Annotated in this window: 20 protein-coding genes; 14 read left to right on the forward strand and 6 right to left on the reverse strand. The window is 45.2% G+C overall.

The window, feature by feature from the left end:
- Window positions 1-421 precede the first annotated feature (421 nt).
- From MUG09_RS12885 to MUG09_RS12900, 4 genes are all read left to right on the forward strand, one after another.
- Window positions 422-1,408: a substrate-binding domain-containing protein gene (locus MUG09_RS12885; protein ID WP_244771841.1), complete on the forward strand. Its 987-nt coding sequence runs from the start codon at window positions 422-424 to the stop codon at window positions 1,406-1,408.
- A 105-nt stretch (window positions 1,409-1,513) separates the two neighbouring features.
- A complete protein-coding gene (locus MUG09_RS12890) occupies window positions 1,514-3,031 on the forward strand; it encodes a sugar ABC transporter ATP-binding protein (RefSeq protein WP_244771842.1) in 1,518 nt (505 codons plus the stop codon).
- Entirely contained in the window at window positions 3,019-4,098 is a 1,080-nt protein-coding gene (locus tag MUG09_RS12895) for an ABC transporter permease (protein WP_244771843.1), read from the forward strand. The genes MUG09_RS12890 and MUG09_RS12895 overlap by 13 nt, the downstream gene beginning before the upstream one ends.
- Before the next feature lies 1 nt (window position 4,099).
- Window positions 4,100-5,191: an ABC transporter permease gene (locus tag MUG09_RS12900; protein WP_244771844.1), complete on the forward strand. Its 1,092-nt coding sequence runs from the start codon at window positions 4,100-4,102 to the stop codon at window positions 5,189-5,191.
- Window positions 5,192-5,209: 18 nt separating this feature from the next.
- Here the strand turns inward: MUG09_RS12900 and MUG09_RS12905 are convergent, their stop codons facing one another.
- The 6 genes from MUG09_RS12905 to MUG09_RS12930 all read right to left on the reverse strand — a co-directional run bounded on the left by MUG09_RS12905 (window position 5,210) and on the right by MUG09_RS12930 (window position 12,119).
- Window positions 5,210-6,799: a response regulator gene (locus MUG09_RS12905; RefSeq protein ID WP_244771845.1), complete on the reverse strand. Its 1,590-nt coding sequence runs from the start codon at window positions 6,797-6,799 to the stop codon at window positions 5,210-5,212.
- Window positions 6,792-8,264, reverse strand: a complete 1,473-nt coding sequence (locus tag MUG09_RS12910; RefSeq protein ID WP_244771846.1) for a sensor histidine kinase — start codon at window positions 8,262-8,264, stop codon at window positions 6,792-6,794. The genes MUG09_RS12905 and MUG09_RS12910 overlap by 8 nt, the downstream gene beginning before the upstream one ends.
- 1 nt (window position 8,265) lies before the next feature.
- A complete protein-coding gene (locus MUG09_RS12915) occupies window positions 8,266-9,153 on the reverse strand; it encodes an ABC transporter substrate-binding protein (RefSeq protein ID WP_244771847.1) in 888 nt (295 codons plus the stop codon).
- A gap of 625 nt (window positions 9,154-9,778) precedes the next feature.
- Window positions 9,779-10,507: a hypothetical protein gene (locus MUG09_RS12920; RefSeq protein ID WP_244771848.1), complete on the reverse strand. Its 729-nt coding sequence runs from the start codon at window positions 10,505-10,507 to the stop codon at window positions 9,779-9,781.
- A gap of 98 nt (window positions 10,508-10,605) precedes the next feature.
- On the reverse strand, window positions 10,606-11,307 hold the full coding sequence (locus MUG09_RS12925; protein ID WP_244771849.1) for a hypothetical protein: 702 nt from the start codon (window positions 11,305-11,307) through the stop codon (window positions 10,606-10,608).
- On the reverse strand, window positions 11,298-12,119 hold the full coding sequence (locus MUG09_RS12930; protein ID WP_244771850.1) for a TIGR04255 family protein: 822 nt from the start codon (window positions 12,117-12,119) through the stop codon (window positions 11,298-11,300). The genes MUG09_RS12925 and MUG09_RS12930 overlap by 10 nt, the downstream gene beginning before the upstream one ends.
- Window positions 12,120-12,359: 240 nt before the next feature.
- Here MUG09_RS12930 and MUG09_RS12935 point away from each other — a divergent pair, with 240 nt between their 5' ends.
- From MUG09_RS12935 to bglB, 10 genes are all read left to right on the forward strand, one after another.
- On the forward strand, window positions 12,360-13,481 hold the full coding sequence (locus MUG09_RS12935) for a hypothetical protein (RefSeq protein WP_244771851.1): 1,122 nt from the start codon (window positions 12,360-12,362) through the stop codon (window positions 13,479-13,481).
- Window positions 13,471-14,076, forward strand: a complete 606-nt coding sequence (locus MUG09_RS12940; RefSeq protein WP_244771852.1) for a hypothetical protein — start codon at window positions 13,471-13,473, stop codon at window positions 14,074-14,076. Before MUG09_RS12935 ends, MUG09_RS12940 begins: the two co-directional genes overlap by 11 nt.
- Window positions 14,073-14,831 (forward strand): N-formylglutamate amidohydrolase, encoded by a 759-nt coding sequence (locus tag MUG09_RS12945; protein ID WP_244771853.1) that lies wholly within the window; start codon window positions 14,073-14,075, stop codon window positions 14,829-14,831. Before MUG09_RS12940 ends, MUG09_RS12945 begins: the two co-directional genes overlap by 4 nt.
- Before the next feature lie 9 nt (window positions 14,832-14,840).
- Complete coding sequence (locus tag MUG09_RS12950) at window positions 14,841-15,101, forward strand: hypothetical protein (protein WP_244771854.1); 261 nt, start codon at window positions 14,841-14,843, stop codon at window positions 15,099-15,101.
- A gap of 894 nt (window positions 15,102-15,995) precedes the next feature.
- Window positions 15,996-16,946 (forward strand): ABC transporter permease, encoded by a 951-nt coding sequence (locus tag MUG09_RS12955; RefSeq protein WP_244771855.1) that lies wholly within the window; start codon window positions 15,996-15,998, stop codon window positions 16,944-16,946.
- A gap of 14 nt (window positions 16,947-16,960) precedes the next feature.
- On the forward strand, window positions 16,961-17,845 hold the full coding sequence (locus MUG09_RS12960; RefSeq protein WP_244771856.1) for a carbohydrate ABC transporter permease: 885 nt from the start codon (window positions 16,961-16,963) through the stop codon (window positions 17,843-17,845).
- A gap of 163 nt (window positions 17,846-18,008) precedes the next feature.
- Window positions 18,009-19,559, forward strand: coding sequence for an extracellular solute-binding protein (locus MUG09_RS12965; RefSeq protein ID WP_244771857.1), 1,551 nt, complete (start codon window positions 18,009-18,011; stop codon window positions 19,557-19,559).
- A 260-nt stretch (window positions 19,560-19,819) separates the two neighbouring features.
- Entirely contained in the window at window positions 19,820-21,052 is a 1,233-nt protein-coding gene (locus MUG09_RS12970; protein ID WP_244771858.1) for an MFS transporter, read from the forward strand.
- A complete protein-coding gene (locus tag MUG09_RS12975) occupies window positions 21,024-22,661 on the forward strand; it encodes a hypothetical protein (protein ID WP_244771859.1) in 1,638 nt (545 codons plus the stop codon). Before MUG09_RS12970 ends, MUG09_RS12975 begins: the two co-directional genes overlap by 29 nt.
- A gap of 509 nt (window positions 22,662-23,170) precedes the next feature.
- A complete protein-coding gene (gene bglB, locus MUG09_RS12980; RefSeq protein ID WP_244771860.1) occupies window positions 23,171-24,289 on the forward strand; it encodes a beta-galactosidase BglB in 1,119 nt (372 codons plus the stop codon).
- Window positions 24,290-24,406: the final 117 nt, after the last annotated feature.

The following is a 24,406-nucleotide window of genomic DNA, read 5'->3' on the forward strand; positions in this document are numbered from 1 at the left end:
AGCCAAGCCTTCATTTTTGAGAAAAGTCTGGCAAAAAAGGAATGAAACAACTCCTATATATAAGACCCTCACCATCGCTCAAGGATTCCTGGTTCCCGTCAGTAGCAACAATTTTCCTGAAGAAATCGCTGTTTTCCTTAAGAAGCAGAACCTCAGCTGGCTTTTCTGACCGCCAATGGTTTTTTGATTCCTACGATGCCTTTGCTGCCACCGGAAGAAAACGTACCTTTTTCATAAGATAGCAAACCTTATTTCTTGTTTCCTGAGATTTGGTTGGAAAGAGGAAAATATCATACCAAACTCAAGAGAATAGCTCATGTACTTCTGACATAGCCGGCCTTAGCATTTAATTACCAGATGCGGCGTTGCCGCTGAATAACTATCTCCCATGTTTTTTGTGATTCCCTAAAAGGAGGAGAACATGAAAAAGGCTCTAGGTATTTTGATGGTTCTGATTATGCTGGGTTCGGGTGCACTGTTCGCCCAAGCTCAGGCTGAGACCGGCCTTACCAAGGTGGGTATTGTCAATCTGCCCCCCGAAGAATCCGGATATCGCCAGGCCAACGTAGAAGACATGAACACGGTATTCTCAAAAGCCAACGGTTATGACGCAAAACAGACCAACACCATGGACAACAGCGAACAGATCGCTGCCGCGAAAGGCTACATCCGTGATGGAGTGGACTATCTCCTGATCTCAGCAGCAAACGCTTCTGGTTGGGACGACACCCTCAAGTCTGCAAAAGATGCCGGAATCAAGGTAATTCTTTTTGACCGCGCAATCGATACCGCTCCCGCCAACTACCAGGCCGCCCTGCTCTCCGACATGGCCTATGAAGGCAAGAAAGCAGTGGAATGGGTATTGGGCCTTGGTCTTCCCAAGATCAATCTGATCCTTATCCGCGGACAGATGGGTTCTGCAGCTGAAATCGGCAGAAGTGCAGCAGTACTCGAAGCCGCTAAAGCAGGCAAGCTCAACATCGTCGCCGATGGAACAGGTGGGGACAGCTGGAGTCTTGAGGAAGCCCGCAAAGTTGTTGAAGCAGCGATTGCAGCAGGCAAGGATTTCAACGTCATCTACGCACAGAATGACGGTATGGCCCAAGGTGCTGTCCAGGCTCTGCAAGCAGCAGGCATCAGCCATGGAAAGGGCGGCAAGGTCAAGGTCATCGGATTTGACTTCAACCGCTTTGCCCTTCGAAACGTCCAGGCCGGTTACTGGGATGCCGACATGCAATGCAATCCCCGCCAGGCAGCCGAAATCTCCAAGTGGATCAAGAGTGGAAACATCCCCAGTGGAGTCATCTATCAGGAAGAACTGCTGTTGACAACCGAAACCATCACCGATGAACTCATCGACAAGTGGGGCATCAACGCCGATCCAGGCAAGGGTGTAATCACCAGGTAAGGTTTCATTCACAACCATGTGAAGTATGCAGTGTGGTGTGCAGATTCGATTCTGCATGCCGCATTGCATGTAGTTTGTTCCGTATGAGTATAAGGAGAACCTTGATTGTTGTCAGAAACCATACTCGAAATGACGGATATCAGCAAATCATTTCCTGGAGTCAAAGCTCTGGATGGCGTGGACTTCAAGCTCCGAAAAGGTGAAATCCATGCGCTCATGGGCGAAAACGGAGCGGGCAAATCCACACTGATAAAAGTCATCACCGGAGTCTACGAAAAAGACGCCGGCCTCATCACATTGCAGGGAGAGTCCATCCACTTCAAGACGCCCGAAGAAGCGCAGAACAAGGGAATAGGCACCGTCTATCAGGAGATAATGCTGTGTCCGAATTTGACCGTGGCAGAGAATATGTTCATCGGCCGCAGTCACACAGCCCTCGTCAATTGGAAGCAGATGAACGAAAAGGCAGCCGAGCTGCTTGCATCACTGAGTATTCCTGCAAGTCCCACCCAGGAACTTTCCAGTTGTTCGATCGCCGTACAGCAGATGATTGCAATCGCCCGTGCAGTCGACATGGACTGTAAAATCCTCATACTCGACGAGCCCACCTCCTCGCTGGATGAAGACGAAGTACATAAACTCTTCGCCCTCATGCGTCAGCTCAAAGAGCGGGGCGTAGGAATCATCTTCATCACGCACTTTCTCGAGCAGGTATACGAAATCAGTGACATGATCACCGTACTGCGCAACGGAAAGCTGGTAGGCGAATATGAAACATCCGCGCTCTCCCAATTCGACCTCATCGCAAAGATGCTGGGCAATGAACTTGAGGATATCAGCAAGCTTAAGAAACATGAACCGGTGGCATCGGACTCCACCACCCCGGTCTTCGAATGCATCGGTCTTTCAAGTTCCAAAGGAGTCAGACCGTTCAATTTCACCATACAGAAAGGTGAAGTAAACGGATTCGCCGGACTACTCGGATCAGGACGCAGTGAAAGTGTGCGAGCCATCTTCGCTGCAGACAAGGTAACAGGCGGTGAAGTGAAAATCCATGGCAAGCGGGTGAAAATCAAAACACCGCTTCAGGCCATACAACACGGAATAGGATACCTTCCCGAGGACCGCAAGGACGACGGCATCATCGCCGACCTGTCGGTACGGGACAACATCATTCTCACGCTGCAGGTCATGAAAGGCTTCTTCAAACCCCTTTCACTGAAGCAGGCGCAGGCATTCGCCCAAGAGTACATTGAGAAGTTGAACATCAAGACTCCGACTCCCAACACCCCCATCAAATCCCTCTCGGGAGGCAACCAGCAGAAAGTCATTCTGGCCAGGTGGCTGCTAACCCACCCCGAGTACCTGATTTTGGATGAACCGACCCGGGGAATCGACGTTGGAACCAAGGTCGAGATTCAGAAACTGGTACTGAAGCTTGCATCTGAAGGGATGAGTTTGACCTTCATCTCCTCGGAGATCGACGAGATGCTCAGAACCTGCTCGCACTTGATAGTCATGAAAGACCGTCAAATTGTAGCTCAGCTCAGAGGAACGGAATTGACGGAAAACGATGTAATGAACGTGATAGCCCAAGGGGGAAAGAACACATGCGCAAAGTAATAAAGAACGTTTCCCACCTGGTGCTTCCCCTATCGGTGTTGACGCTGCTGGTCATCATCAATCTGATAAAGGGTGCCGACTACTTTTACATAACCATGGTGAACGGAGCCCTGTACGGGAACATCCCGAACATCCTCTTCGGAGCCTCGGAGCTGGTCATCCTCTCCATAGGCATGACACTGGTTACCGCCGCTTCAAGAGGACAGGACATCAGCATCGGGGAGACAGCCACCATAACCTCAGCGGTATTCGTGCTCTATGTCCTGCAGGCACAAGAGGTCACCCTGCTTACGATAGTAATTGGCTTTCTCCTCAGTTGTGTTGCAGGCTTGCTTCTTGGAGCATTCAACGGCACCTTGGTTTCGGTATTCAAGGTTCAGCCGATGGTTGCATCGCTCATCCTCTTTACCGGCGGCAGGTCCATAGCCTTCATGATCGACGGCAAGCTGTCCCCCATCCTGGCCAATGACCTGTCGAACAAAATCGGTACGGTCATACCAGGCGTGCCGATACAGACTCCCATCATCCTGACGGTCCTCTTCATCGTGTTTGTTGCAGTGGTGTTCAAGACTACAACGCTCAGGCTCTATGTGGAGAGTGTGGGCATCAACCCGAATGCGGCACGACTGAACGGCATCAACCCCAAGAAAATCATATTCATAACCTTCTTGATCATGGGATTCTGCAGCGCAGTTGCCGGCTTCATCGCAGTGAACAAGGCAGGCCGCCATGACAGCGTCAACCTGCTCAAGCTCATCATGATGGATGCAATCCTCGCCGTGGCCATAGGCGGGAACTCATTGGGCGGTGGAAAGTTCAGCATCAGCGGTTCGGTCATCGGGGCGTATACGATAGAGATGCTCAACCGGACGCTGCTGAGGCTGGAGATAGACCCGGCGATGATCAAGGTCTTCAAGGCGGTCTTCATCATCATTCTCATGGTGGTTGCATCACCGGTGGTCCGCTTGTACATCAGCAGAACCATGGACAAGATCCGAGCTTGGAGAAGTGCTGCAGGCAGAGCACCCATTCCCACCACGAGAGCTGCAGGGAAGAAGGAGCAATAGGATGGCATCGGCGAATATACTCAAACAAAAAGCAAGACTATCGAACTCGAATATTCTCTTTCTCATCGCTGCAGTCATCTTTGTACTGATGTACCTGTTTGCAATAATCAGTTACCCGGCCAGCTTTATGCAGTTCCAGACGTTCTTCGACTTGTTCAACCTCAATGCTCCACTGCTCATCATGACATTGGGATTGTGCATCGTCATGATCGGAGGCGGCATCGACATCTCCATCGGCTCGGTGTGCGGCCTGATAACCATGGCCTGTGCGGTGTATCTGCAATCCGAGTCAGGAAGCATCGGCGGTGCCATCCTCATCGCACTGGGCATAGGCATTGCGTTCGGAATCCTGCAAGGCTACCTTATCGCCTATCTTGAGATCCAACCGTTCATCATCACCTTGTCCGGCTTGTTCCTGGCACAAGGCCTGTTGACGACACTGCATAAGGATCCGATCAACGTAACCATGCCGGCATTCGTAAGACTCAGGGATTTTGAATTTGTGATCACATGGCTGGGTACGAGAAACAGACTGGGTGTTTTCATCCCTTGTGAAATAAAACCCGGAACCGTACTTGTGGTAATTTTGCTTGTCATACTGGCATCGTTGATGAAGTGGTCGCGTTTTGGACGTAATGTCTACGCCGTCGGCGGCAACATGCACAGCGCCCTGATGCTCGGCGTCAACGTAAAAAGAACCATATTCATCACCTATGTGATCAGCGGATTGACCGCCGGCATAGCGGGCTTCGTGTACATAATGACCACAGGGGCCGGCAATGTCGGGAATGCGGCGGGAGCCGAAATGAAAGCCATAGCCTCGGCCATCATAGGAGGAACACTGCTCAACGGCGGTGTCGGGAACCTGCTGGGTGCACCGATAGGTACGTTGACGCTGCTGGTGATCAACGAACTGATCCGGGCGGCGGGTGTTCAATCGAACTTCCAAGCAATGGTAAGCGGTCTGTTGCTGTACTTCTTCATCGTACTGCAAAGCATCATCATGTCGCTGCGTGACCGAAAGAGCATCAAACTCACCCTGCCGCCTTGGCTCAAGCTTTCGGACAAGCAGCAGGTTCCAAGCAACCAGTAACAAAGAGTGCTTGTTTCTTCAACTCTGGCATTTGCTCCCGGTCCTGAACTCCCGGGGGGAAATGCCTGTATGTTTCTTGAAAATATAACTGAAGTAATGGGGGTCGCCGAATCCAACCTCGTAGGCGATGTCCGCACTTCTGTGCGATGTCGTCAACAGCAGCTCCTTGGATGTATTGATACGGACCCGGGTAAGATACTCAATGAACGTTTCACCGGTTTCCTGCGAGAAGATGGTGCTGAAATGGTTGGGGCTTACATGGACGATCGAGGCCACCGAGTGCAGGGAGATGTCCTGGTCGGCAAAGTGCAGGTTGATATGCTGCTTTGCCTTCTGAATCATTTCATAGTATTTTCCAGCCGCTTTTTGATCCCTGAAATCTATGAAAGGATCGAGGATTGACTTCACCCCGTCACAGAAGGTCTCTTTCGAACCGGCCATCTCTAAAAGTTGGGCTTTATTCGATAAGCACGGAATTACTTCCTGCACAACACCACCCAGTTCATCAATAATCCTTGAGATAGCCACCATAAGGTCATAGAGAAGATAATAGCTGATGAGCGTGGTCTGCAACGGGTCGGTGCCTATCATGGTCATATACTGGGCGATGATCTCATTGATGCCCGATTTCTTCACATATTTAAGCCGCTCCGATATGGGGCTTCCGTCCAGTTTCAGAAAGTCAATTTCAGAAAAGGTATTCAGGTCATGAATGCCGATTATCAGATTCTGACCGGTCTTTACAGAAAAGGTAATGGCCTTTTCCGCATCGGCATAGGATTGGGAGAGGCTGCCGATCCGCTCGACGAACGAGCCTATTCCGATTGTCACCAAGCATTTGGTGTTTCGTTCCACCTCATATTTTATGGCCTGCCCCAATGTATATGCAGTCTCTTCGAGAGGTTCGGATACAAGCTGCTTCAACAGCAGGACGATGGAGTCCCTGCTCTGGGAAAAGCATACCACCTCCTCCTGATGGTCGATGAGGCTGTTGATATTGAGCTTGGCGTTGATCAGTTCTGCATAGTTTTCAGAGGAGATGGAGAGCTTGATGATGGCTACAAGGTACCCATGGGCGATGAGATCGAGTCCCATGTCCCCGCCTTTTTCAAGTGCATCCTCGGTTTTGACAATACCGGTTACCAGGTCGTACAGCCAGCGCTCCCTGATCAGGTCCGAATTGGATTGGGCCTGCTGTTTCAAGTTCTCAATGCTTGAAAGGTGCAGTTTCTCCTGCTCGATCCTATCCACCAGTTTGCCGAGCGTTAGAAGCATATCCGAGGCGGAAATAGGTTTAAGGATGTACTCATCAACTCCGATTGATATTGCTTCCTGCGCGTACTGGAATTCGTCGTGCCCGGAGATGATGATGATTTTTATCCAGGGAAGTATCTTCTTGATGATTCTGGAGAGGCTCAGCCCGTCAACAAACGGCATCCGAATATCAGTGATCAGGATGTCGGGTTTCACATCCTTCATGATCGAGAGGGCCATCTCGCCGTCCGAGGCTTCTCCGACGAGAACGAACGGCCCCGATCCCGCCTGAATGCTGTTTCGAAGCCCTTCACGTACTACAATTTCGTCTTCTGCAATAAATACCTTATACATTGAATCCAACCTCAGGTACGCTGAAATACACAGTAGTACCCTCTTGATACCGACTTGTTATTTCCAGCTTCGTGCTTGCATCATAATACAGCTCCAGCCTCTTGTTAACATTATACAATCCATAGACATTGTTCAGATCCTCGGGATCAGCAGAGCCGTTGATCTGCTGGTTGATGTTTGCAAGTTTCTCTTCGGTCATTCCTATCCCGTTGTCCTGGACTGAGAAACACAGGCGATTGTTTTCACGCCAGCCTTTCACCGACAAGAATCCTCGACCCCGCTTATTCTTGATCCCGTGGTACAAGGCGTTTTCAACAAGAGGCTGCAGCACGAGTTTCAAGATTTGGCAGCTTGCCATTTCAGGTTCGTACTCAATCTCATAATCCAAAATATCCCTGTATCGTATCTTCTGAATGGTCAGATAGCTTTTCACATGCTCAAATTCCTCGCTGACCGTCAGATAATCCTTTCCCTTGTTCAGAGATATCCTGAAGAAACTTGAGAAGGCGCGTGTTATATCAATGACCTGGTCATTCTTCTTCTCTTCGGCTAGCCAGACTATGGTATCGAATGTGTTATAGAGGAAATGGGGGGTGATCTGGGCCTGGAGGGCTTTCATCTCCGATTTCTGCAGGTTTTGCTGTTCCCTCACATTCTCTGCGATCAACTCTTGGATTTTGACAGCCATGATGTTCAGGTTGTCGGTCAGTCCGTCAAGCTCGCTTACCTGAGGAAGTTTCACCCTGACCGTAAAATCCCCCTCGGCAATTCTCTTTGACAGGTCATCAAGCCTTTTAATCGGGTCGTTGATGCTGGCGGTCACCGAACGCTGGGTAAAAACAGCGAAGATTGCAACAAACACCACGGTAAAAATCTGAATGACGGTCAGGACGAATGTAATGCGCTTGTGATGCTCGTTTGTTATTGTTGCCGACTCGATTACGCGTACGATAAAATCCTGGAGGATGTCGGAGATGAGGGCGGACACGCCTCGGATTTCATCGAGCATTTCCTCATTCGCACTCACCAGGGACTGGTTCGCCATCTGGCTTCCCAACCGATCGACATTGCGCCTGAGCGTATCGACGGCACGACCGGCGACCTCAAGCATCTGCCTGTTTTCCCGTTCTTCGGTCGTTCTCATGATGTCATCCAGGCTTTCGTTGATTCCGTCGATGATGTCGTACTGCCGACCTTCTTCGAATTTCTTGTTTCCTGCTACAATATCCCATACCTCATTGGAGATATCCATTTTTACCGTTTGATTGAGACGGTTTGTCTTGCTGACATTGGTAATGATGAGGTCATAGCGAACCATCTGGACAACAAACGAGAAGATGGTGATAACCGGTGGGGTTATCATCAAAAGGATTATGATCACGTAGGAGAGCTTGATCCTCTCTTTAATGCTCCTGCTTTTAAACACTGAGAAAATCTTATCGACCATGGAAATCTGGTGCTTCATATCAATACCCACGCGGTTCTATGAGCGAAAGGTCATCGGTTTCATAAAACACTTCTTCATGTACGTATTGGAGTCGTGGGATGTATTGACCAGCCGCCAACCTTTCAGCCAGCCTGATGATTTCCGGACCGGTCTTGGGATTGCATTCGATGACACAATTCACCTTTCCTTCCCGCAGTGCATCGATGGCTGCCTGCTGAGCATCTATGGTAACAATGACGATATCCTTTCCAGGACGAATCCCTCTCTCTTCCATCGCCTCGATCGCCCCAAGGGTCATGCCGTCATTGTGGGAGAATATCACGTCGATGTCTTCATACATATCCAGAAACTCAACAGCAAGTTCGTACCCTTTGGAGCGGAGAAAGTCACCTGATTTGCTGTAGATGATTTGAAACTCCGGATGCGACGCAAGCACTTCCCTGAAGCCTTCCGCCCTTCCATTTGCCACCGAAGAACCTTCCGTCCCGAATAATTCCACGATGGTAATGGGTTCTTTGGTTTGCTCGAAACGCTTACGCTTCTCTGAAAATGTATCCAATACGAATTGCCCGGCATTCCGGCCCTCCTTCAAGCTGTCGGTACCGATGAAGCCGGCATAGAGCGAGGGGTCTGCCACTTCGATCTTTCGGTCTGTAACCAGGACAGGAATCCCGGCGTCGCGGGCTTCCTGCAATACATTATCCCAGCCATCGGTGACGATCGGAACGAATACGATTACATCGACTTGATACGCAATGAAAGAGCGTATCGCCTTAATCTGGTTCTCCTGTTTCTGTTCAGCATTGTCATACACCAGCTGCACCCCCTGTGCAGCTGCGGCATCCTGCACCGAGCGGGTGTTGCATGTTCTCCAGGCACTTTCAGCACCAATCTGCGAAAAACCCACAATAAGCCCATGATCTTCTTCAAATTGAGAGCTCTTCCCCTTTTGCGCGCCGCATCCAACGAGACAACAGGTGAGCAGGAGGAACATGATAGTACGGAATTGCTTGCTGATTGACCATTTCATATGAATCATCGACAGGACCCTTTTTCGTGCATGTACACTGATTATACATTCTCAGCACTGGAATTAACAGGAAAAGTTGAGAACAGCCACCCCCATCTTCATCCTCCTGCATCGATGGGAGAAAGAGATGATCTCTGGTTGAAGCCGAGGTTCCTTTTTCAACTAACCGCGTTTATTCTATGGAATGATTTCGTTGGTTGAAAAATCTGAAGACAAAGCTTCAGGTTAAAAAGGATGGACGTTTCTTTTGGCAATACTTCCTACAACCAAGATGCGGAACGTACAAACTTTTCACAACTCAGATGGCACTGTATGTTGGTCCAAAACCAATCGGTGATGATCTCATCAGCAGTGAGCAGGACGCATACCCTACAGCTGTTGGCTTGGCCAAACAGAAAAGTCATGTAAACAATAAATGGGAGACTGTTTTCCCATGCTGTTCACCTCACACAAAGATCTGGCAGAATAGGTGGAGTACTCAACGGTGTTCAAGAGCCATCAATTATTGAACGAAGCCATAACGGCTACTCAGATATTCCTTATCCCAGATTTTATAGTAGGAAAGCTCAAATAGTGTTATCTCATTTTCATATGAACAGCACACATCCTTGATCCTTATATGAGGACCGGAAAAGAGTTCCTCTACAACTCTCTCAATGTACTCTTTCTTATCCAGTCCAAGATCAACGTCGAATGAACTTCCCTGCAGAAGAATACGTATTTCCAAGTTGTATACATCAGTGGGAGGTATTTCTGAAAAAGGATCGAGTTTGAAGAAAAAGCGTTTGATCGAAGGGAAAGATTTATTAAGTTCTGTGAGCTTGTTGTCGAGTTTTTTATTCTTTGAAAGATAGGTATTAAAGAGATCCGGAAAGGCAGGTCGGCTGTACCGTTTAGACAACCAGGAAACCAGCGTCGACAAAGATTCCGTGGTAAGCTCCTTATCAGAAACTGGAAAGTTTTCGTCAATCAGATTCCGAGGAATACGTATCCGATGAGCCATTTGTACATGAAAAAAAGTGCCACCTCTGTCTTCCACATGCAATCTACGAGGATTTTTCCCATACCTTAAATTTATATCGCAAGCTTCAATAGATTGTGCACAAAGAAATTCAACAAACGGTTCATTCTCAAGAGAATGATGTTGCAAATCACAATCTTGGCTGAATAGAATGCATGCGTCTGCTTCATTTACCCAAGAGAACTGCTCAGTAGCATGGCTTACCAGCACATCTTTTTAATGCACCGTCAAATACTTGTCCTTGTTTCCAACCCAGTTTTTGTATCCGTTGTTGTATTGTCTCTACCACACCCATTATCCCTTCTCTTCTAAGAAAGAAGCTGATCAAGATTATAGGCGAAGGTTTCTTCCGAAGCCTTCTTTGTTGCAGCCAGTCTGTCTAGTTCTTCCTTTTTCCTGCGAGATCGATCCAACAACTCTTCCAAGACCTGGATAATGGTACTACGTTGTTCAACAACAGCATTTGGAGAGGAAATCACTTCGAACAAAGAGGCATTCAGCTTTGCGATGTGATGATGCAAATACAACTGGACAGTATCCTCAGAAGAAATATCAGAAATTTCGCATACTAATTGGAACAATTGCTCAATCCGCTTTTTATTCGCACCTGAGGGCTCCATCGTCCTATTCAACCACCCGTAGATGGTAACACGGCTCACTCCGAATATTTGAGCCCATTCAGTCTTTCTGAACTGAAAGAACCGATGGAGATGCTTGAATTGTTCATAGATATCAGTAACAAGTGACTTCTGTTTGGCTTTAGATACCATGACAGCATCCGTAGAAGTTTTTTGAGAAAAAATCCAGTACGTATTTGGAATCATCTTATATGCAGTACCGGCCATAAAGGTTTGTTGTAAAATATTTTCATCTACCAGCTTATTTGAATCTTCAGAAAAATAAATAACTTGAACATTCAAGCTGCTACAATTACTTACATTTTTATAGGACCTTGAAGGTGCAAATCCTATGCAGGTAGTCTGTGTTGCATCGCCGGTTGTCATGACCATAATTGCTTAGCCTCCTCTGTAATGAGAGAAGTAAAAAAAACATTCTCAATCACTGTATGTAAAGCAATAAAAACCTCTTTGCTCTTTGGCACAATCGCGTCCTTAGCACCATTTTGAAACACAATGAAATGGTCCAGATCAGCATAGGTAACCAAGGGCCCAGAAGAGACATAATCTATTACTCCGCGAGGATCGCGAATAATATCTTCTGGATACTTTCTCCCAGCTGCATTCTGGTATATTCGTACAAGTAAGTTACTTGTCATTTTCACTTCAGGAAGCCTTACCATCCTTTGGAGAGCCCAAGTCAACAATCCATTATCCGCCCAATGTACATCATCCGGGAATGGACATCCTTGGAATTCCGGCTTGATTGCAGCTTGCCAGGTCAACTCAGGCTTCTCTTCAATGGTATTAATAAATCGAAGACCCAATCCATTGATCAAGGAAAAATCAACAAGTTCATCAATCTTGTTCATGAGTTGCATGAAGGTAGCGAGTAAATCCTCGAATGAATAATCAGCCAAATCAAACACTTGAAAGGTAAGTTTCTCCGTATCAATAAACAGTGTTCTTTGATAATCAGCCGAAGCGAATACCCATTGCACAACAATAGTTTTCTCAACCTCTCCGTTTTGGCCAATTTTCAGCATATCTCCCCGCATTTTTGTAATCTGCGGGAAACCGACTTTTCGGCAATAATCTTGTATTGCTGGAATATACTTATCAATTTCCAAAATTGGTGCATACTGCATTTGGAAGAGAACCACTGACAAAGGTCCGTTGGGAAGTTCTTGTTTAATTGTAGCCATTGCCTTACTCCCTACTATTACTTTACGCTAAACTTTACACAATTACAAGGAAAATGCATATCTTCTCACCAAACCGCACCTATGACCTACGGGCACTCGTGTCATGATCAATGCACCACCGAAAACATCATCATAGGTACCACGGTGAACTGTCCTTTTTGATGGTATTCCGTCAGAAATCCATCTTATTACGATAGATATTTTCTTTCTTCCAGCTTCCCATCCGGTTACAATTGCTCCATGGATTATCAGACAACCAAAGAACGCTGCATCGCCTTTGATAAGAGCTATCAGGAAGTTGAACGCTTTGCCATCGAGTGGGGCATGGCTGCGACGCATGTACGCAGTGTAATCGATGAAATATTTGCATTGGCCACCGAAGTCAAAGGACTACGCTCACTGGCGGGCAACAATGCTTCGGCTTTCATTGTCTCCGAGCTATTCCAAAACCCAGAGCATATCCAGCAATTGATCGACCAGCGTCGATCTGCTTTGACTGGCGATGCGATGTATGTCCTTCAGCACTGGATTGAAAACCCTTGGTTTTGGTGCTACTACCAAGTCAAGGAAGAGATCGCCCATGATTTTTGGAAAATCCAGGATCTCCTGACAGGCAAACAGCATCTCTATTACTCGCCCTATATCAGGGATTTACAGGATCGTGCACAGAGAAAGGATATTTGCTGCTTCAATCCGCTGTTCTCAAACGGAACCTGCCTTCAGTACAGCAGAACCATCAAGGCCTTCTTGTTTCCTGTTTCCGATTTTCATTACTTTTGTAACACGATAGCACCGAATCAGAGCCTGAAAGAAATCCAGAGCAAACACTACCCGACATTCCTTCTGCTGGACTTGCTCATGGGCAGCCCGATCAAGATGCATGCAGGTTTGGAAATCGGTTTCATCTGGCAGTCGTGTGCGATACCGAACTTTTCCATAGGAAGGTTGCAAGGAGTTTGGGAAGGCAAAGCCATCTGTTCGATTGAACAGTACGCATTATCGCAATTCGATGAAAGCATGATCGATCTTCCCAATGCAGAGCTCTTCATTACCGCACCAGATGCCATGAGAGGCTCCCTGTTCTGGAACAGCAGAACTGCAGAGGCAGGCCTCCATACCAATTCGAAGGAAGCCTATTCATTGTATGCAGAGCTCCTGCAAAGGGCCTATCCTGGCTTGAAGCTTCCCAAAGAACCCGAAATCTTCATCAGCCAGCCTTTGCAACGCATCATCAGTGAGAGAAATCTTGCCCGCCCGTGGAAAGCTTTTGAATTAGTTTCAAACATCTGGGGATGGGCCAATACCAAGTCTATAACGCCCTTGGGCATACCTGATGAAGGAGAAGAACTGGATGCATACTGAAGCCCTTGATGACCGAAGGTATTTCTTGGACAAGCCTGTCGATGAGAGCACCTCCAAATTGGTAGTGACCTTCTTGCGTAATTTGTTTAAAAAAATGGAAGTTGATTCACAGATATCCCTCACTACAAAGCTATCAAAGATCCGCTATCTTAAGACAGGTGCAGCACTTGGAAATCTGAATGCGGAATATCTGAATACCGACCTGTCGGAATTCCCAGAAGGAACCCCAATTCTTGCCATCTGGAGTTCTACTTGGGATTGTGAAGAAGTCAACTACTATGCAGAAGGTTCAGAGTCGGGTACTCGATATGATGATGTGTTCCTCATCGATGCCAGAGTACTCGAAGAGGCTTGCAAAACCGATAATCCTCAATGGGGCTACCACCTGGATCATCATGACATCGAAGCAATAGAAGGTGATTTCAAGGAGATTGGGTTGCCTGATGAAGGCTATCACACCTACATCAATTTTGTGCTTTCAGGCTTGGTTTACTCGTATGATGGTGATGTGGATGTTGAGTATGCAAAGCAAGCTCATCCGATCATCCGCGATTACATTGCAAGCCAGATTGCCATGCATAGGGAAGAGGAATGAAAACCCCCATCCTCCTGCACATTCCGCACAGTTCGCTCAATATTCCGAAAGCTGTTCGAGATAAGCTTTGTATATCCGATGCTGAACTGGAACGTGAATTGTTGAGAATGACGGACCGGTACACTGACATTTTGTTCGGCCTGCCGACAATCACCAGCCATTCAATCATCTATCCAGTCAGCCGGCTGGTTGTTGATCCCGAGCGGTTTGAGGATGATGCAATGGAACTGATGGCCGCCATTGGCATGGGTGTCATCTATACCGCGACATCACAGAGAACACTCCTGCGTATCCAGCCGGATGCGTGTGAACGCACCAAGCTCTTGGATGCCTATTACCACCCCCATCACCGCCGATTTACTGAAGCAGTTGCTGAATTGCTCAACGAGGCTGGGCAAGCCCTGATCATCGACTGCCATAGTTTTGCAAGCAGGCCATTGCCGTATGAACTCAACCAGGGTATGGACAGACCGGACATCTGCCTTGGAACCGATGCCTTTCATACTCCGAAATGGTTGCTTGATTCAGTAACAAAAGCTTTTCTGAAGCTGGGGTATTCAGTAGCTATCAATCATCCGTTTGCAGGAACGATCGTACCGCTGCCCTACTACACTCAAGAAGCACGCGTGCTTTCGATTATGATTGAGATCAACCGAAAGCTCTATATGCATGAGGATACAGGGGAGAAAGGGCCCTTCATTGCCCGTGTCAAGGATGACATTGCTACGGTAGCAAGCCAAATAGTTCAAACGTAAGAGGTGTATATGACCATCGCAACGTATAAAGATGAGGACAAGACACTGTTTAATCAGATGAAGAACCAGACATCCGGGACATGGCACTTCCTGCTTACCGGAGAGTGGTCTCAGTCACCGTATCACCAAGGCAAGGTAGCGTTCCATTACCGGAATACAAACAGCAAGAAAAATTGGGCAATCCTCTCCATAGGCTTTCCCAAGCGCATTGCAGTGGCTGCAACCTTTAACCAACTTACGAAAATCGAAGAGGCGTATGAGCGAAGTTGACTACTATGCGCAGTGTGCAACCTCAAGAGACATCGTTCACAGCGAAAGAGAGAAAGCAAAACTCAGGATCAATGCACATTCTTCCAATACAAAAACCTGAGACAAAGCTTCAGGTTCATAAAGAAGTACGTTTCCTTCGGCAAGCACTACCTTTCGGAACCACTTCCTACAGCCAAGGTGCGATACGTAAAAACCATTCACAGCTCAGCAGATGCTGTCTCTTGGCCCAAAACCTGCATCATCGCAATCACTGATGGTCCTGCCACCAAAGAGCAGGACTCCTGCTCTATATCGAGAATAAGGGTTGTAGGGATAGTATTATGAGAGTTGAGTGAAGTTTTCCCAAGCAATCATATCCTTGACTTTTACATCCCTTTGGGAAAATTCTATCCGTCTCTTATCTCACATTTGCAAATCACTCCACTATTCGGAAGAAACTCCCAATGGTACAAAGAAAGAGCCAATACTGAAACGATATGGATTCAGATGCTGTGAATTTAATGATTATATTGGCGAAGGGCGCAGGATTAACCACTGTTCAGATTTGTTAACTATCGATAAATCCAACCGATTCAAAAACCTAATATATCAATCGTAAAATTGGGATAGCTCTCATGCTATGAAGTATGAAACTTAACAAGTGAAAGCCTGGTTTATGCCCAAAAATTCGCAAAAGTTAGCAACAAATGCGACGAATTGCGTACAAACATAACAATTTTTGCATAGCTGGATGCATTATTGTATGTAAGACTAAGTAATAGATTTTCTGCTGAAGTTTTCCATTTGGTGCGCTTTGCAAGGAATCAGAACATCGCTGATGTAATATTGTGCTCGAACAAATTTGTCATATTAACTGAGATCTGGATGTTTGATTTCTCAGGCTTGGAGGTAGGAATGGAAATTATTAATAAAACAAGAAACATGAAAATTCCCATTATCAATAAGCATCTACTACGGAACTACTGGAAAAATAAATACTTATTTCTCCTGCTATTTCCTGGTATAGTTTGGTATATCATATTTAAATACTTTCCTATCTATGGGTTATCACTAGCATTCAAGGATTTCAGTTTTCGCAAAGGAATTTTCGGCAGTGCTTGGGTGGGGCTGAAGCATTTTATTTATCTCTTTTCATTGTCTGGTTTTAGAAAAGCTTTTTTAAATACCTTGATTATAAACTTCTATCAACTGGTTTTTTGTTTTCCTGCTCCCATCATCTTCGCCCTTCTACTTAATGAAATCATTCATATAAGATTCAAGAAGATTGTACAGACGATAAGTTATCTTCCTCATTTCCTATCATGGGTCATTTTAGCAGGAATGTTCATGCAACTGCTTTCACCATCCACCGGTGCGCTCAACCAACTACTTGGTTTCTTTGGAATAGGCCCTTTTTACTTCCTGGGTGATCCCAAGTATTTCAGAGGTACTCTAGTTCTGACAAACCTATGGAAATCGATAGGTTGGAACTCCATTGTATATCTGGCCGCCTTATCCAACGTCGATACACAGCTGTATGAAGCTGCCCGCCTAGATGGTGTCAATAAATTCCAAGAAATCATTCATGTTACGTTGCCATCAATCGCAGGCATTGTAACAGTCATGTTGATCTTCCAGATGGGCAAGTTGTTCGGCGATAATTTTGATCAAGTCTTCAACCTCTACAATGCTGCCGTCTATGAGGTCGGAGATGTTCTGGGTACGTATACCTATCGAATGGGACTGAGGGATATGCAATACAGCCTGTCGACCGCTGTCAGCCTCGTAACCAACGTCATATCTTTTTCGCTGGTGATACTTACTAATGCAGTTGCGAAAAAAATCAATGATTATGGAATTTGGTAAGGGAGGGGGTCACAATGAAAATTCGTAGATCTACTGGTGAAAAGATATTCCTGACTGTCAACTATGTAACCATGATTGTGCTCTGCCTCACTATGATTTTTCCCTTTTGGAATCTTTTTGCAAAATCATTTGCTGCTGCAAGCGTTCCTACATCCAGATTTTATATGTGGCCGTCAGAAACAACTTTGGACAACTATGCCAAAGTATTCGCAAACAAGAATATATGGATCGGGTTTGCGAATACGTTTTTTAGAACCATCATTGGGACGTTCCTGTCGTTGATCATGAGCATCCATGTAGCGTATCCCCTTTCAAAAAGATACCTACCGAACAGGACACTCTGGACGTCCTTCATTGTCTTCACCATGTTTTTTTCCGGTGGAATGATCCCCGATTACATCCTGGTACGATCTCTCGGCCTGTATAACAGCCGATGGGCGTTGATCCTGCCGATTCTGCTGAACACTTTCAACATGATCATCATCAGAAACTATTTCATGAGCATTCCTGACAGCCTCGAGGAATCTGCAAAGATCGATGGGGCGAATGACCTTCTGATTTTGTACAGAATCATCATTCCACTCTCATTTCCAATCATTGCGACTGTTGTGCTTTGGACTGCCGTGACTCATTGGAACGCATGGTTTGATTCACTCATCTACATCAGTGATGGAAACAAGCAAGTGCTTCAAACCATTCTAAGGAGGATTGTCCTGGAAGGAAGCCTTCAACTGATGGAACTCCAAGGAGGAGCCATGGGCATGGATACGGCCAATGTGAACTCTGAGACGATCAAGGCCGCCACTGTCATTGTTGCAACAGCGCCGATTTTAGTGGCATATCCATTTCTGCAGAAATACTTTGTAAAGGGCATTCTTGTGGGTTCATTGAAAGGATAATCCCACCGATAAATACACATTGCAACCACCAAAGGAGGAAAAACTGAGCTTGTAAGTCTTTATGGCTTGCTTTAAAAAATCCTAGGCAAGTATATAGCTTATTGTATCTTTTTAACGTCCTTTAGACGTTTATTAAATGTATTTTCAAAAGCGAGGTAAGAGTATGAAAAAAGGAATGAGTTTCTTAATGGTTCTCCTAAGTGTTTCCATCCTGTTTGCTGCCGGTACATCGGAAAAAGCAACCGACAAGAAGATGAACATCACTTGGACGGCTTATCAGATGGCTCCAACAAATGCCGATGCACCCATGGTCAAGTACTATGAAGAAATGTTCAACGTGGATTTTGATGTATGGAACATTGATTACCAGCAGTACACGGAATTATTGAACATTAGGCTAGCAGCAGGCGAAATCCCTGATATGTTCATGGTCATGAATCCTGTCGATCTTTCAAAGTATGTTGAACAAGATCTTCTTGCTCCCATTCCACTTGAGAAAATCAAGAAGTTCATGCCAAACACCTATGCTGCCTATCAGAAGGATTTCTCGAATGAATTTGCATTGGGTCAGATTGATGGAAAGATTTACGGACTTGCTTCAGTTTCCACTGGCAACGTGTACCGACTGCCCATCACCTACAACAAGAACTGGCTGGACAAGCTTGGTCTGGAAGTTCCTACCAACATCGATGAGTTTGAGAAGGTCATCTATGCTTTCGCCCATGGCGATCCCGATGGAAATGGAAAGAAGGACACCTATGGCTTGTCGATGGATGGTCTGAACTTGCTATGGGGAATGTACGGTATGGTACCTCTTCAGGACTACTTCAGCATCAAGAACGGCAAAATTGCCTACCTGCCTATCGAACCCGAGATGAAGGAAGCTCTGGCGTATGCTCACAAATGGTATAAGGATGGCGTCCTAGATCCGGAATTCATCACTGGTGAGAACACTGGTGGATATTGGGCAATCAGCCACAGTTTCATCAACGGCCGCGTCGGTATGACCGTCAGAGGCAACTATTACCATTGGCTCTTCCCTGGTGATTACAACGAATATGACAATGGTCAGGCAATTCCCAACCAGGTTGGTGCAGTTGCCAAGGAACTCCTTGCAATCAATCCCGATGCAAAAGTTGCTTTCGGCCAACCCCTGAAGAATAAAGACGGAAAGCAGGGTGGAATCCGTGGATATCACATGCTGTCACGTTTCTATGGCATCGGAGCCGACGTTCCTGAAGAAAAAATGGACAAGATCCTGCAAATTCTTGACTACATGAGCGACAGCAACCCTGACAAGGATGCATGGGCCGTTGCTCGATACGGAATTGAAGGTGAGTCCTGGAGATGGTTGGAAAAAGATCGTGAAACCATCCTGAAATTGGGTGAATACAAGGATAGAGAAGGTTTCCGCTTTGAGAACGGCAACGTGTTCTGGTGGACAAGCGGATCACTTCCGAAGAGTCGTCAGGCTGAATGGGGTACAAAGATGGGATTTGACCAGAATGGCATCTACTCAGTATTCCCAATCTCTCTTGAGGCAATGAACAGATACAATGCTCAACTCCAGACATTCAGAGAACAGACGTACATCCAAATCATTACAGGGTCCAAACCTCTTGCTTATTTTGACACGTTTGTCGCCGAGTATCTCAAGACTGGTGGAAAAGAAGTATTGGACGCTGTCCAAGCTTGGTACACAGCAAACAACTAAGAGAATTATCTTCTCATAATTCTAACACCAGTGGGCTGTAAACACTATGACTTGAAGATTAGCGTCGAGCGAAGGAGGATCGGATACCATCAATATCCGATCCGACGATAACTTCCCCGCGTTTATGCTGAAGATAATGAAAGAACTGTGTTTTCAGACCACTGGATCAATATCGACTGGATATGTTCGTCATGCTGCGATATTGGACTGTCTCAAATCGTAGAGGTCAATGAGTAAAGAAAATGTTGTGGAGGTCAGTGATGGGCATTAAAGATATACGAGCAAGACAAAACTATACTCTCTTTATCATACTATACTTCTTTATCTATATGGGGGATGTCCCCGGCGGAACATACTTGCCTTTATACTTGAAATCAATAGGATTGCAGGAAGCATCCATTGGGGCAATTTTGGCCATTGCACCAATGATGGCAATGTTCGTCCAACCATTGTGGGGAATAATCACCGATATTTCTAAGTCGAAGAATTCAGTACTGATGATCATGCTCTTGGGGGCAAGCCTATTTTTCTTCTTGATCCCGCATATACCCAATTCATCAATTGCACTGTTAATTGGCCTGATAGTCTTATATAACATTTTCCGAAGCTCAACGCATGGAATCACCGATACCATTGCATTAGAATACCTGGATACAGTCAAAGCCAAATACGGGCTTGTAAGAATGAGCGGTACGGTAGGCTATGCGATGATGTCAATAATTGCCGGAATCATAGCAGCAAAACGATTAGAGAATATCTTCTGGCTCTTTGCCGTCCCTTCCGCTTCAGCTGCAGTATTGCTCCTGATTCTTCCGAATGTTGAAGGTCATTATAAGAAAAACTCTCCTGTCAATTTCACGTCACTGTTCAAACAGAAAGAACTATTATTGCTGACCGGAATCGGACTCCTGTTCCAGTCTACATCAGGATTTTTCCATTCGTTTTATTCGATCTATTTCACCAATGATTTGGGTGGAAGCTTACAGATGCTCGGAATCATCACTTCATTTTCAGCTTTCGCGGAAATCCCATTTCTCATATTCTCTGACAGCTTGGTCAGAAAGTTTGGTATCCGCTCACTCATGCTTTGCGCCTGTTTCATCGGGGCTGTCCGATGGATACTCACTGCCTTGGTTTCGACGCCTGAAATGCAGTTCTTTGTTCAGCTTCTGCATGGAATGAACTCCATAGTCTTCATGTTCTGTATGGCGGTCTACATCAACCAAAGCGTTCCCAAGGAAATCAAGGCATCCGGACAGACTTTCTATGCTTTTCTTGTAGGAATCGGCTCTCGAGTCATTGGAAGCTGGATTGGAGGCATCCTTACTACCTACATCTCAAAAAAACTAATTTTTCTTGCCAATGGATTGCTTTTATTGGCAGTTCTTGTAGCGATTTCATTCCTTATGCGAAAACATCAAACTAAAAGAATTAGAAATACTCCAAAAAACGAGGTAAGCGATTATGGAACGGTATCATCAATATCTCATTGAAGGGGCGGAACAGAGGATCCAGTACTTTCTGAAATACCAGACTGTAAATGTCAATGACAGGAATTTCGGTGGAATCGGTATGTATGAAAAAAACTATCCTCAAGCAAAATCCACCATTTACAGAATGACACCAGCGTTGTGTTGTTATGTTAATCCAACAAGCAGTTACTTTGAAAACCAGGAACTTCTTGAGCGAATATATCTCGCATTGAGATACATCATGAGCAAGCAGAGAGAGAGCGGTTGCTTTGATTTGGAAAACTGCAATTTCGATTCTGCTCCCGATACAGCTTTTTGCGTAAAGCGCTTGCTTCCACTGTATCGTATTGTGGAAGGATATCCTGCTTTGAATACTGAGTCGGTACTGGTGATGCTTCGTCAGATCATTGAAAAAGCACTTGAAGGCATTTCCAACGGTGGATTCCATACTCCAAACCATCGATGGGCAATTGCATCAATTCTAGCCGATGGCTCAAAACTGCTGGATATGCCTAAATATATGGATAAAGCGAAGGAATATCTTGCCGAAGGTATAGACTGCAACGAGTTTGGTGAATATTCCGAGAGAAGTGCCATCACCTATAATGCTGTCAACAATGCTGCCATGCTTACACTATATCAGGCTACGGGAGATGAAAAATTCCTGGACTATGTTCGTCGGAATCTGAAAATGATGCTGACGTATATGGAAGATGACGGATCGATCTTCAGTGAGAATTCCACAAGACAGGATAAAGGCGCCAAAGCATACGGCCGCGACTATTTTTATCAATTTTTGTATGTAGCTGCTCGTGACACAGACCCGATATACGGGAAAGCAGCCAAACGAATTCTGGATGACAATAAGAGAATGAATCTCCGTAAAGCGCCTGATTGCCTACACTACATCATGCTGGATGAGAAAATGTATAATTACACTTTCACTGATTCCGGATTTTTGGATTCCTATGAGAAACACTATAAATCATCAGGGCTGGTTCGGTTCAAACAAGGGAAGATGTCCTATTCCTTGGTTGAGAATTCACCAAAAGCTCTTTTCTTTAATACCGGGAGTTTTGGTTTCTACCTGAGAGGCTCAATCGGATATTTTGATAAGAGGCATATCCTGCTCAATGAGCTATCTCGTACTCAGGATGGATACAAAAGCACGTTCCATGCTGATGGATGGTACTACTTGCCATTGAAGAAAGTCGATCGGGAAATCATCAATTTCTTCGAAGTGGATAATTCGCAACGGGATAAAATCATCAAGAACACCATTGATATTGACATAGAAGTGATCAACAGACAAAACGGTTTTGATATCTCTTTTACTTCAAAAGGTATAGATGAGGTCAGCGTGTTGTTGGAATGGGTGATACCTGAAGGTTGCGAAGTAGAGAACGATGCTTTCTACTGCATCTCCCAACCTGGTGGAGCAATCATGGTTCGACAAGGTTATGTCAAGGTACGTAATGGTAATGACTCATTCTCCTTCGGCCCCATGGGAGTTTCAAAATACATCATGAAAGGTAATTACGGAAGTGAAGCAAGAAGCGAATCGAGTTTTACCCTTTGCACTGTCATGACAACTCCTTTCAAGAGGATTTTTAAAGTCAGATCTCTGTGACTAAGAAACCTTGTTTGATGTCAAACAAGGTTCAGCAAGGACAGGATGATTTAGTACTAAGAAATTAGCGGTATCGTACTATTCTCAACTTGAAGACTCTTGTTCTTTGATTACTCTTCTTTTTGGAGAATGGAGGTTCTCGGAAACTAAAAATATGAATATTAGTCGGAATGAAGCAAAAATTGATTTGAATCTATCCTTATTGCTTTAGAAAAATGCAATCAGATACTGAAGAATTGACTGCGCTTCACACAAATCGAACGATATCCGGTAGTTCTTTGTATGATGCGGCAAAACAACAAATCAAGATGACAACTTCATGCTGTTTATTTGCGGTTATCTAGACTTTACAAGTATGTAATTTATTAACTGGAATAAACAATCAGCAAACTGGATTTAGTAAAATTCCATCAGCAATCCAATAGCCAAGGATTATTAATGGATCCATAAAAAACACTTTTGAAAAGTATACTATACATTTTAATCCAAAAGTCTTAGGAGCTATAAGAATGACGAATGAGAAAAGTATAATACAGCAAAAAATCACAAAATTACTGGATCATTTTAAAACCGTTCTCTATGTGACTGATGATACATTCTTGCACAATATGCAAACCAACAATTTAGCAGGTGATGATATTTCTCTCTATCAATTTTGGGAATGGCCACAAGGCGTCGGGCTGTTTGCTCTTTGGTCCCTCTTTCAACAGACAAAAGACTTACATTGCTTGGAATTATTGAAATCTTATTATGATGAAAGAATCTCCATCGGGCTTCCCGATAAAAACATCAATACGATGGCACCTATTCTTGCTTTATCATATGTAGCAGAATACACGGGGGATGAAAAGTATCTTGAAATTTGCCTTGAATGGGCTGATTGGGCTGCAAATCAATTGGCACGTACAAATGAAGACGGATTTCAACATATCACTTCAGATACGTTGAACAACCAAGAACTCTGGGATGATACTCTATTAATGACTGTCTTGGCTTTGGTTAATATTGGAAGAATTATCAAGAACGACTCATACATCCAAGAAGGTATCTACCAATTCCTTGTACATGCAAAGTACTTGGTTGATAAGAAAACCGGTTTGTGGTTTCACGGTTTCACTTTTAATGGAAAACACAATTTTGCAAATGCATTGTGGGGTCGCGGCAATTGTTGGGTTACTATTTCCATACCTATTCTGTTGGAGATGATTGAACTTCCGCCAAGTACAAAGAAATATCTATGTACGTTACTAAACGAACAAGTAAAATCATTAGTCGATCATCAAGATGCATCAGGAATGTGGCATACTTTATTGGATGACCCAACTTCATATATTGAATCAAGTGCGACGTGCGGGATAGCGTATGGAATCCTAAAAGGAGTGCATACAGGAGTATTGTCTCCATCGTTCTCTGAATTTGCTATGAAGGCTATCAAACCAATACTTCAGAATATAACTGATAATGGAGAAGTACTCCAAGTATCGTATGGAACACCTATGGGACGTGAAACGAAAGAGTTTTATAAACAAATCCCACTTAAACCCATGCCGTATGGGCAAGCGACAGCAATCCTCTTCTTGATGGAGGCACTGATTGAACTAAAACAGGTTCCCAAGCTTTATGACTAGGGATTATATTATGTTTCAAGCAACTCATTGCCTTATAAATCATAGCCAGGAAAGAATTATGTAAGCTTTAACCTAAAGCAATCAACAGTAAGAATGAACAATTATTGCTCGTCTGAC

Origin of the sequence: Sphaerochaeta associata (genome assembly GCF_022869165.1) — a bacterium.
GTDB classification, from domain to species: domain Bacteria; phylum Spirochaetota; class Spirochaetia; order Sphaerochaetales; family Sphaerochaetaceae; genus Sphaerochaeta; species Sphaerochaeta associata.

Coding starts and splice junctions, on each gene's coding strand:
- MUG09_RS12970 (WP_244771858.1), top strand. CDS start 19,820: ATGGGCATTAAAGATATACGAGCAAGACAAAACTATACTCTCTTTATC.
- MUG09_RS12930 (WP_244771850.1), bottom strand. CDS start 12,119: ATGGCTACAATTAAACAAGAACTTCCCAACGGACCTTTGTCAGTGGTT.
- MUG09_RS12950 (WP_244771854.1), top strand. CDS start 14,841: ATGACCATCGCAACGTATAAAGATGAGGACAAGACACTGTTTAATCAG.
- MUG09_RS12885 (WP_244771841.1), top strand. CDS start 422: ATGAAAAAGGCTCTAGGTATTTTGATGGTTCTGATTATGCTGGGTTCG.
- MUG09_RS12925 (WP_244771849.1), bottom strand. CDS start 11,307: ATGGTCATGACAACCGGCGATGCAACACAGACTACCTGCATAGGATTT.
- MUG09_RS12940 (WP_244771852.1), top strand. CDS start 13,471: ATGCATACTGAAGCCCTTGATGACCGAAGGTATTTCTTGGACAAGCCT.
- MUG09_RS12960 (WP_244771856.1), top strand. CDS start 16,961: ATGAAAATTCGTAGATCTACTGGTGAAAAGATATTCCTGACTGTCAAC.
- MUG09_RS12900 (WP_244771844.1), top strand. CDS start 4,100: ATGGCATCGGCGAATATACTCAAACAAAAAGCAAGACTATCGAACTCG.
- bglB (WP_244771860.1), top strand. CDS start 23,171: ATGACGAATGAGAAAAGTATAATACAGCAAAAAATCACAAAATTACTG.
- MUG09_RS12905 (WP_244771845.1), bottom strand. CDS start 6,799: ATGTATAAGGTATTTATTGCAGAAGACGAAATTGTAGTACGTGAAGGG.
- MUG09_RS12965 (WP_244771857.1), top strand. CDS start 18,009: ATGAAAAAAGGAATGAGTTTCTTAATGGTTCTCCTAAGTGTTTCCATC.
- MUG09_RS12945 (WP_244771853.1), top strand. CDS start 14,073: ATGAAAACCCCCATCCTCCTGCACATTCCGCACAGTTCGCTCAATATT.
- MUG09_RS12955 (WP_244771855.1), top strand. CDS start 15,996: ATGGAAATTATTAATAAAACAAGAAACATGAAAATTCCCATTATCAAT.
- MUG09_RS12910 (WP_244771846.1), bottom strand. CDS start 8,264: ATGAAGCACCAGATTTCCATGGTCGATAAGATTTTCTCAGTGTTTAAA.
- MUG09_RS12935 (WP_244771851.1), top strand. CDS start 12,360: ATGGATTATCAGACAACCAAAGAACGCTGCATCGCCTTTGATAAGAGC.
- MUG09_RS12895 (WP_244771843.1), top strand. CDS start 3,019: ATGCGCAAAGTAATAAAGAACGTTTCCCACCTGGTGCTTCCCCTATCG.
- MUG09_RS12975 (WP_244771859.1), top strand. CDS start 21,024: ATGGAACGGTATCATCAATATCTCATTGAAGGGGCGGAACAGAGGATC.